This window comes from Pseudoalteromonas sp. 0303 (assembly GCF_013349995.1).
Taxonomy (GTDB): Bacteria; Pseudomonadota; Gammaproteobacteria; order Enterobacterales; family Alteromonadaceae; genus Pseudoalteromonas.
In genome coordinates this window covers 1-1,335 of the sequence record NZ_JABVXF010000096.1, presented here as the reverse complement: position 1 = coordinate 1,335, position 1,335 = coordinate 1, and the positions used below count along the sequence as shown (strand labels likewise).

The 1,335-nt window shown below is 40.0% G+C and carries 1 protein-coding gene; it reads right to left on the bottom strand.

The window, feature by feature from the left end; translation table 11 throughout:
* Positions 1–216: 216 nt before the first annotated feature.
* Positions 217–1,257: an IS110 family transposase gene (locus tag HUS62_RS22270; RefSeq protein WP_175081189.1), complete on the bottom strand. Its 1,041-nt coding sequence runs from the start codon at positions 1,255–1,257 to the stop codon at positions 217–219.
* Between the last annotated feature and the right edge of the window lie 78 nt (positions 1,258–1,335).

Below are 1,335 nucleotides of genomic sequence, written 5' to 3'. Positions count from 1 at the left end.
CGCTTATGTGGACTCCCCCTTGTCAACAACAATAATTTACAATCAAAAGAATAAATGCGTGCTTATGTACGAGCTCTATTAGAGAAGCTATCTCTGGCTCACTGATATTTACGCGAACTCGTTGTCAAATCTCTAGAGCGAGCTTTTTGCTCTTAGCGAAGCACTGACTTAACGAGCTGATTTTTATCTTTACGTTGAGCATTACTATTGTGGAACTCATTTAGCAGACAGTAACTCTGCTTTATATTCAGTTTTGTTCGTTAGCATAGAAAAGGCTGTTCTTACCGTTTTATTTGCTAAAGCGACTGCAGCACAGCGCTTACCTTTTCGTTCAACTAATTGCTGTATCCATAACTCTTTTTTGGTTTTAGCTACTCGACGAGTTGCCTGATTAACTACTGACATCGCACCACTTACCAAATAACTGCGAACCGTTTTGTTTTTGACATATTTACCTATCGAGCCAAGCTTCACTTTTCCCCCAGAAGAGTGCTGTATTGGTGTTAACCCAATGCAGGCTGCTGCATCACGCCCTTTTTTGAATGTCCCTATTTCTCCACAACCTAAGGATATGTATAGATTTATAGCGTTAAGTGGGCCAACGCCCTCTATCGCCATTAATGATTTACATGTTTTATGTTGGTTGGCCGCTTTCTCTATACACATATCATACTGAGCTATGTCTTCTAAAAGACTCTGATAATGATGTAAGGCAATATTAAGCGCATGTCTAAACTCGGGTGAAAAATCATTGTCAGCATCTTCAAGTATCGACTTAACAACTTCAGTGATGCCGCCTTTAGCACCCGCTACCCTGATATTGAATTCAAGCAGTAATCCAGTTAATTGATTGTATGAAGCTACTTTTTGCTTAATGGCAAGCTCTCGCAAACGGACAAGGCTCTGAAGCGCTTGTTGGGCTTTACTTTTTCCATTAACAAAATCGACATTGGCAAGTTGTGAAGCTTGCACGATAGCTAATGCATCATTTTTGTCAGTCTTTTGATTTTGCCTAATTTGAGCAACAAGCTTTGCCGAAATCAAACGAGAATCATGACCGCACGCTATCGCTTGCTGTTTCCAGTAGTTAGAAGTACTGCATGCTTCGAATACGATGGTCATTGTGTCGCTATTAGCAAGCCATATTTTGAAATCACGAGGTGTCATTGCCTCATTGGAATGCACTTTATTGTGTTTGGTAACACAAACTTGGATTTCATTCTTTGCTAAATCAACACCAACTACTATCTTATTCATAATGGACTCCCATAACATTTTGGTCTGCTAACTTAAATGTTAGTCCAACCTTCGGTGGTTGGGGGAGTCCAATTATCT